The 6,388-nt window shown below is 49.0% G+C and carries 8 protein-coding genes; 3 read left to right on the top strand and 5 right to left on the bottom strand.

Annotated elements, in window-relative coordinates:
- The first annotated feature begins 696 nt into the window (after positions 1 to 696).
- On the top strand, positions 697 to 1,155 hold the full coding sequence (locus tag Q4A84_RS09590) for a pilin (protein WP_303088705.1): 459 nt from the start codon (positions 697 to 699) through the stop codon (positions 1,153 to 1,155).
- A 114-nt stretch (positions 1,156 to 1,269) separates the two neighbouring features.
- The gene (locus tag Q4A84_RS09585) at positions 1,270 to 1,728 is read left to right on the top strand and encodes a pilin (RefSeq protein ID WP_303088704.1); all 459 of its coding nucleotides are present in this window, start codon (positions 1,270 to 1,272) and stop codon (positions 1,726 to 1,728) included.
- A gap of 90 nt (positions 1,729 to 1,818) precedes the next feature.
- Here the strand turns inward: Q4A84_RS09585 and Q4A84_RS09580 are convergent, their stop codons facing one another.
- Positions 1,819 to 3,495 carry a formate--tetrahydrofolate ligase gene (locus Q4A84_RS09580; RefSeq protein ID WP_303088703.1) on the bottom strand — a complete coding sequence of 559 codons (1,677 nt, stop codon included), beginning with the start codon at positions 3,493 to 3,495 and terminating at the stop codon, positions 1,819 to 1,821.
- A 129-nt stretch (positions 3,496 to 3,624) separates the two neighbouring features.
- Between Q4A84_RS09580 and Q4A84_RS09575 the strand changes: the two genes are divergently transcribed.
- Entirely contained in the window at positions 3,625 to 4,056 is a 432-nt protein-coding gene (locus Q4A84_RS09575; RefSeq protein WP_303088709.1) for an EamA family transporter, read from the top strand.
- Positions 4,057 to 4,128: 72 nt separating this feature from the next.
- On the opposite strand, the gene Q4A84_RS09570 is transcribed toward Q4A84_RS09575, so the two are convergent.
- Genes Q4A84_RS09570 through mlaD form a run of 4 tightly spaced genes read right to left on the bottom strand, consistent with a single transcriptional unit; the run spans position 4,129 to position 6,386 of the window.
- Entirely contained in the window at positions 4,129 to 4,959 is an 831-nt protein-coding gene (locus Q4A84_RS09570; protein ID WP_303088708.1) for a VacJ family lipoprotein, read from the bottom strand.
- Positions 4,959 to 5,237 carry a lipid asymmetry maintenance protein MlaB gene (locus Q4A84_RS09565; RefSeq protein ID WP_303088702.1) on the bottom strand — a complete coding sequence of 93 codons (279 nt, stop codon included), beginning with the start codon at positions 5,235 to 5,237 and terminating at the stop codon, positions 4,959 to 4,961. The genes Q4A84_RS09570 and Q4A84_RS09565 overlap by 1 nt, the downstream gene beginning before the upstream one ends.
- A 2-nt stretch (positions 5,238 to 5,239) precedes the next feature.
- A complete protein-coding gene (locus Q4A84_RS09560) occupies positions 5,240 to 5,836 on the bottom strand; it encodes a phospholipid-binding protein MlaC (protein WP_303088701.1) in 597 nt (198 codons plus the stop codon).
- A gap of 43 nt (positions 5,837 to 5,879) precedes the next feature.
- Positions 5,880 to 6,386 (bottom strand): outer membrane lipid asymmetry maintenance protein MlaD, encoded by a 507-nt coding sequence (mlaD, locus tag Q4A84_RS09555; protein ID WP_303088700.1) that lies wholly within the window; start codon positions 6,384 to 6,386, stop codon positions 5,880 to 5,882.
- Positions 6,387 to 6,388 lie beyond the last annotated feature (2 nt).

Genomic DNA, 6,388 nt, shown 5'->3' with positions numbered 1-6,388 from the left:
GTTCGGGCATTCGAATCCTATTCAGCTAAGGAATCTTTCATAACCAGTTCGGTTCCGGTTGCAATAGGATACCGAAACGATTTAATACCGTTTGTTGGATGCGCAATGGGCTAAATAATTGTTTATCATTTAAAGTTGATGAGGCTTTGAGCGTTCAGCTGAGTTTTGAGTAAAAAGCCATTTCAAATTCGTAAGTCTGATAGAAACGGTGGCTTAGAGGCCTGTTTCTGGGTTTGATTGAAACTGGCGGTATCGTAAGGCATAAAATAATATGATCGAATATCCTGCTGTCCGGCTTGATGAACCGAAAAATAGAATTTAGGATTCTGTTTGGTATTAAATTGGCGGTTCAGTAAAGTGCCTTGTATGGATTGACAAAAAATGTCAGTCAAGAAATGTAAAAATTCTTCATTGATTGACAAAATACGGCACCTTGTTTAAATAGGGTATTGCTTAGCTATTCATGCTTTATTAAGTTTAATCTTAAATTTTATTTAAAAAACATTTTGTTATATTTTTATGAATATTTTTTTAAGTTTTGGCATGCCTATTGCTAAATAGTTTATGTCTGCGGCGAATTTGAAAAAATACGTTGCAATTGATGAAGTTCCCTTCTTTATTATGGTTTGAAATAAATATACCAAATACATTGCGGGATATAATTTTACTACTTAAATTAATATGGAGTTTGAAAATATGAAAGCTGTACAAAAAGGTTTTACACTGATCGAGTTGATGATTGTGGTTGCGATTATCGGTATTCTGGCTGCGATTGCTTTGCCGATGTATGGCGATTATACTGCCCGCGCACAAGCTACCGAAGGTTATGATCTGATTGGCGGTATGAAAACACCTTTGATTGAGGCGATTTCTTCTAGTAGTAATGCTGGTGCGTGTTCAACAGATGCAGCTTGGTACAAAAGCTCTGTGCAAACAGGTAAATATGTTGATACTATTACTCCAAAAGCTGATGGTACTGGCGATGCTGCAACTTGCGCTTTAACTGCAAAATTTAAAGCTGCTACTGCCGGTGTGAACGACAAAGTTGCTACTCAAACTATCACTATGACTTTTACCCCAGCTAAAGGTACTTGGGATTGTGATACTACTTTGGACAATAACGTTGCCCCTGCTTCATGCCGCAAGAAAGCATAATAATTAAGGTTTAATAAAATTAATGAGTTTTTTATCTTTCTTGAAAGATATTAAAAGATAAAGCCCGCTGTTTTAGTGGGCTTTTATTATAAAAATATTAATAGGGAGTCCTTAATGTCTTATTTCTCTCATAGGGGTTTTACTATCGTTGAATTGATGATAGTAGTTGCTTTAGTTGGCATTTTGGCCGCTTTAGCATTACCAATGTATGGTAACTACACTGCGCGAGGACAGGTAACGGAAGGGCAATCGTTGCTGAAGGGTTTGAAAACCCCGTTGGTAGAAGCGGTGTCAACGGGAGGTGTTGGTCAATGTAGTAGCACGGCACCGTGGTTTGTTAGCGAAGTGAAAACGGGGCACTATGTTGATAATATTGCCGTTTCATCTGATGATGCCACGAAGCGGTGTTTATTGTTGGTTACGTTTAAAGATTCGGGAATTAACGATAAGATTAAAGGTAAAAAAATCAGCATGCGTTATTCCTTGGACACGGGGGCATGGGAGTGCGGTTCGGATTTAGATAGCACTTTGATTTCGTCTGCTTGCAGTAATCCTTTATTAAGCTTAAATTAGTTATTATGGTAATTCTGATTTTTATTGATTTGATGAAAATGCCTGTCTGAATATATTTTCAGACGGGCATTTTGATAATTGTGTGTTTAATCAAAACAATCCGCTGATCACACCTTTATCATCTACATCAATTTTTTCTGCTGCGGGTGTTTTGGGCAGGCCGGGCATTTTCATCATGTTGCCGCAGAGGGCGACGATAAAGCCGGCGCCGGCGGATAGGGTGATGCCGCGTACGGTGATGTTGAAACCTTTGGGGTGGCCGAGCAGTTTGGCGTTGTCGCTGAGGGAATATTGGGTTTTCGCCATGCAGACAGGCATTTGGTCGAGGCCGATTTTTTCTAATGAAGCAATTTCGGCTAGGGCTTCGGCGCTGAAATCGACGTTTTCCGCGCCGTAGATTTTTTGTGCGATGGCTCGGATTTTGGCCGGAATGCTGTCTTTCTCATCATAGGCAAAGCTGAAGCGATTGGGTTGCTGTTCAATGGCGGCGACTACTTTTTCCGCCAAGTCTTTGCCACCAGCTCCTCCTTTTTCCCATACTTCGGTTAAGGCGATTTCTACGCCGCGTTCTGCACAGGCTCGCTGAATCAGAGACAACTCTACATCGGTGTCGGTTGCGAAGCGGTTGAGTGTAACCACAACTGGCAGGCCGAAGACGTTTTTCATGTTATCAATGTGTTTCAATAAATTGGGCAGGCCTTGTTGCAGGGCTTGCAGATTTTCTTGCGCTAAAGCGTTGCGTTCTGAGCCGCCGTTGTATTTGAGGGCGCGCACGGTAGCGACGATCACGGCGGCATCGGGTTTTAATCCGGCCAGACGGCATTTGATGTCACAAAATTTTTCTGCACCTAAATCGGCACCGAATCCTGCTTCGGTTACGGCATAATCGCCCAGATGGGCGGCGAGACGGGTGGCGGTAACGGAATTGCAGCCGTGCGCGATATTGGCAAAGGGGCCGCCATGTATGAAGGCCGGCGTGCCTTCGATGGTTTGAACCAGATTGGGCTTGATAGCGTCTTTCAAGAGTGCGGCCATGGCGCCTTGGGCTTTTAAATCGCGGGCGTATACGGGGTTGCCTTGATAGGTGTAGGCGACCAGAATGTTTCCTAGGCGCGCTTTCAGATCGGCTAAATCTTTGGCGAGACAGAATATAGCCATCACTTCCGATGCAACGGTAATATCGAAACCGTCGGGGCGGATGACGCCGTCGGTAGGCTTACCCATGCCGCCGATGATGTTGCGTAGTTGGCGGTCGTTCATATCGACGGCGCGGTGCCATAAGACGCGTTTGGGGTCGATGGACAGTTCGTTGCCTTGGTAGATATGGTTGTCGAGCAAGGCGGCCAGCAGGTTGTTGGCGGCGCCGATGGCATGAAAATCGCCGGTGAAATGCAGATTGATGTCTTCCATCGGCAGCACTTGGGCGTAACCGCCGCCGGCTGCTCCGCCTTTGATGCCGAATACCGGCCCTAACGAAGGCTCGCGCAGGGCAACAACGGCTTGCTTGCCGATTTGGTTGAGGGCATCGGCAAGGCCGATGGTTACGGTGGTTTTGCCTTCGCCGGCGGGTGTGGGGTTGATGGCAGTTACTAAAATCAGGCGGCCTTGTTTGCGGGGAAGGGTGAAGGCTTCGGCGGGGTTGATTTTGGCTTTGTATTTGCCGTATTGCTCGAGCATGTCGGACGAGAGGCCAAGCTTGGCGGCAATGTTTTGAATTGGTTGGATGGCGGCTGCGCGCGCGATTTCGGCATCGGTTTTTTGGCTCATGATAACTCCTGTTTCCATGTAGACGGGGAAAGTATTATTATAGCCTTGATTGGATTGGCTTCGTAAAGACGGTGTAATCTTTTGGGCGGCTGATTTGCTGGTGGAAATGCTTGTATGAGGAGAGGCTATATGATGGGCGGAACTTGGTTTTATTGGGCGCTTGCGTCGGCTTTTTTTGCTGCGCTGACCGCGATTTTTGCAAAAATGGGGTTGCAAGGGGTTGATTCGGATTTTGCGACGTTTATCCGCACGTTGGTTATTATTGCGGCATTAGCCCTTTTTCTGACTTATACGGGAAAATGGCAGAATGTGGGCGGTTTCAGCGGAAAAAACTGGACGTTTCTGATTTTGTCGGGCTTGGCAACGGGGGCTTCTTGGCTGGCTTATTTTAAGGCTTTGCAAATCGGCGAGGCGTCGAAAGTGGCGCCGGTGGATAAATTCAGTATGGTTTTGGTGGCGCTGATGGCGGTGTTGTTTTTAAAAGAGCGGCCGAGCATGCAGGAATGGCTGGGTATCGGGATGATTGCGGCGGGGGTGTTTGTGTTAGCGTTGGGGAAATAAAGGTAATCAAGAAAGCCTGTCTGAAAACTGTGGATTATGCAAACCTACGGTTTTCAGACAGGCTTTTTTTAATTACTGAATTGGTTTGTAATCGCTACTGCGGATGGTTTCGCCATCATTCAAACGAATGGTTTCTGCTTCCGGCTCAGGCGCGGCGGCCGGTACTGCCGGGGTTGTTGCATCGTCGGTAACGAGGTCGTCGATGTCGATGTCTTCGCCGGATTGTTGAGGCGTAACGCCGAGCTGGCGGGCACGTACGCTCATATAGACGTCGCGCATGGCGGCATATTTATCAATAGCAGCTTCATCCAGGCTGGCAGTCAGGTCGAGGTATTGCTCGCGCCGGCTGACGGAGTTGAGTGCTTTTTCGCTGATACGGGCGCCGGTTCCTTTAAAAATGTAGTTGTCGACCGGTAGGGCGGCGGCAGTGATGGTGCTGCCTAATGCGTCGCGCACGGTGCTAGGGCCGGTAAGCGGATAGACGAAATAATGGCTGTTTTTCCAACCCCATGAGGCGAAGGTGTCGCCCAGCGTGCTTTTATTATTGGGTACGCCGCCTGCATCGGCAATGTCAATCAGGCCGCCGATGCCGAAGGTGGTGTTGATGCCGACTCGCACCAAATCTTCGCTGGCACGTTTGATGTCGAGACGCAGTACGTTGCTGCCGAAGCTGACGACGTCGCGCAGATTGTTGAAAAAGTTGCTTACGCCGGTACGCACGGGCGCCGGTGTTACGGCGCGGTAGCCTTTGGCAACCGGCACCATGAAGTAACGGTCGGCTTTGTCGTTCACTTTGAACATAAAGCGGTTGTAGCCTTCATAAGGGTCTTGCGGGTTGCGTTCGGCCAAAGCGGGCGTGCTGAGGGAAAGAAGGGCGATGATAAGAGCGGTGCGGTGTGCAATCATGCGCGTATCCATTCTTGAATGTCGTAAAGTTCGGCTAATGCCGCTACAGACGGCGGAATGCTGCGGATGGCCGGCTGGCCTTCCTTGCGGCGTACGGCGGCAAGTAAAAGGGAGAGGCAGGCGGAGTCGGCTCGGGTAACGCCGGATAAATCGATGGTGTTAACCTGCGGGTTTTCACATGCCTGTCTGAATTGCCGGTAAGCGGCATTGGTAACGGTGGTTACCCGCACTTCGCCGCTTAACAGCAATACGCTTTCGCGAATTTCGGTTTTCATGGTTATCTGTTGTTTTTGGCTTTCAAGTCGGCAATCAGACCATCAATGCCTTTGGCTTTGATGGTTTCGCCGAATTGGCCGCGGTAAACGGTTACCAAGCTGGCGCCTTCAATGGTCACGTTATAAGCGCGATATTTGCCGCCGCTTTGGTAGGTGGTGAAATCCATATTGACGGTTTTGCCGCCCGACGGAGTGATTTGGGCGCGTACGACGACTTCTTTGCCGCCTTTATTCACCGTAGGGTTGGATAACACGTTTACTTGGGCGTTTTTGTATTGCAGCATGGTGCCTGAGTAGGTGCGAATCAGCAGTTTTTTGAATTCGTCGGTCAGCGCTTGTTGTTGCTCGGGCGTGGCGCTGCGCCAAGGGTTGCCGATGGCCAGCGCGGTCATCCGTTGGAAATCGAAATAAGGCATGGCATAAGCTTCTGCCTGCTGGCGCACGGCGGCGTTGTTGCTGCCGTTGGCTTTTGCAAGAATGTTCAGCATTTGCTCTGAATTGGTTTTAATCTGGCTGACGGCCTGTTGCGGCGAGGCGAAAGCCATGCTGATGCTCATTACGCCGATGCTGATGGCGGAAATGAAGGCGGATTGTTTCATGTGCGGTATTCCTTATTGTGGATGGTTCGGGTAGTGGAAATGTTTATTTGGTGCTGCTTGCCGCCGTATTTTCCGGTGAGGATTGGGCGTTTTTTTCGGCAAAACTGGTCATAAATTTGCCAATCAGGTTTTCCAGCACCATGGCGGAGCTGGTTAGGGTAATGGTGTCGCCCGGGGCGAGGTTGTCGGTGTCGCCGCCTTGGGATAGGCCTATGTATTGTTCGCCTAGTAAGCCCGATGTCAGGATTTGGGCGCTGACATCGCTGCTGAACTGGTATTGTTTGTCTAAATCCAGCGTTACTTTGGCTTGGTAGGTTTTGGGGTCAAGCTGAATATTGCCTACGCGGCCGACCAGTACCCCGGAAGCTTTGATTGGCGCTTTGACTTTCAGGCCGCCGATATCGGAGAAATCGGCGTATACGGTATAGGTTTGCGCGCCGGAGCTGGTCAGCGAGCCGCCGCCGGCAACGCGGAAGGATAAAAAGGCGATGGCGGCGATGCCGATGGCGGCAAACAGGCCGACCCAGAGTTCTAAGGTGCTTCTTTTCATGG

It is taken from the genome of Neisseria sp., assembly GCF_030527965.1.
Classification (GTDB): Bacteria; Pseudomonadota; Gammaproteobacteria; order Burkholderiales; family Neisseriaceae; genus Neisseria.
The sequence above is the reverse complement of the archived record's forward strand: the minus strand, read 5'-3'. Positions and strand labels throughout refer to the sequence as shown.

What these genes read in the sequence shown, in the direction of transcription:
- Q4A84_RS09580 (WP_303088703.1), bottom strand. Translation starts at nt 3,495, where the DNA reads ATGAGCCAAAAAACCGATGCCGAAATCGCGCGCGCAGCCGCCATCCAA.
- Q4A84_RS09560 (WP_303088701.1), bottom strand. Translation starts at nt 5,836, where the DNA reads ATGAAACAATCCGCCTTCATTTCCGCCATCAGCATCGGCGTAATGAGC.
- Q4A84_RS09585 (WP_303088704.1), top strand. Translation starts at nt 1,270, where the DNA reads ATGTCTTATTTCTCTCATAGGGGTTTTACTATCGTTGAATTGATGATA.
- mlaD (WP_303088700.1), bottom strand. Translation starts at nt 6,386, where the DNA reads ATGAAAAGAAGCACCTTAGAACTCTGGGTCGGCCTGTTTGCCGCCATC.
- Q4A84_RS09565 (WP_303088702.1), bottom strand. Translation starts at nt 5,237, where the DNA reads ATGAAAACCGAAATTCGCGAAAGCGTATTGCTGTTAAGCGGCGAAGTG.
- Q4A84_RS09590 (WP_303088705.1), top strand. Translation starts at nt 697, where the DNA reads ATGAAAGCTGTACAAAAAGGTTTTACACTGATCGAGTTGATGATTGTG.
- Q4A84_RS09575 (WP_303088709.1), top strand. Translation starts at nt 3,625, where the DNA reads ATGATGGGCGGAACTTGGTTTTATTGGGCGCTTGCGTCGGCTTTTTTT.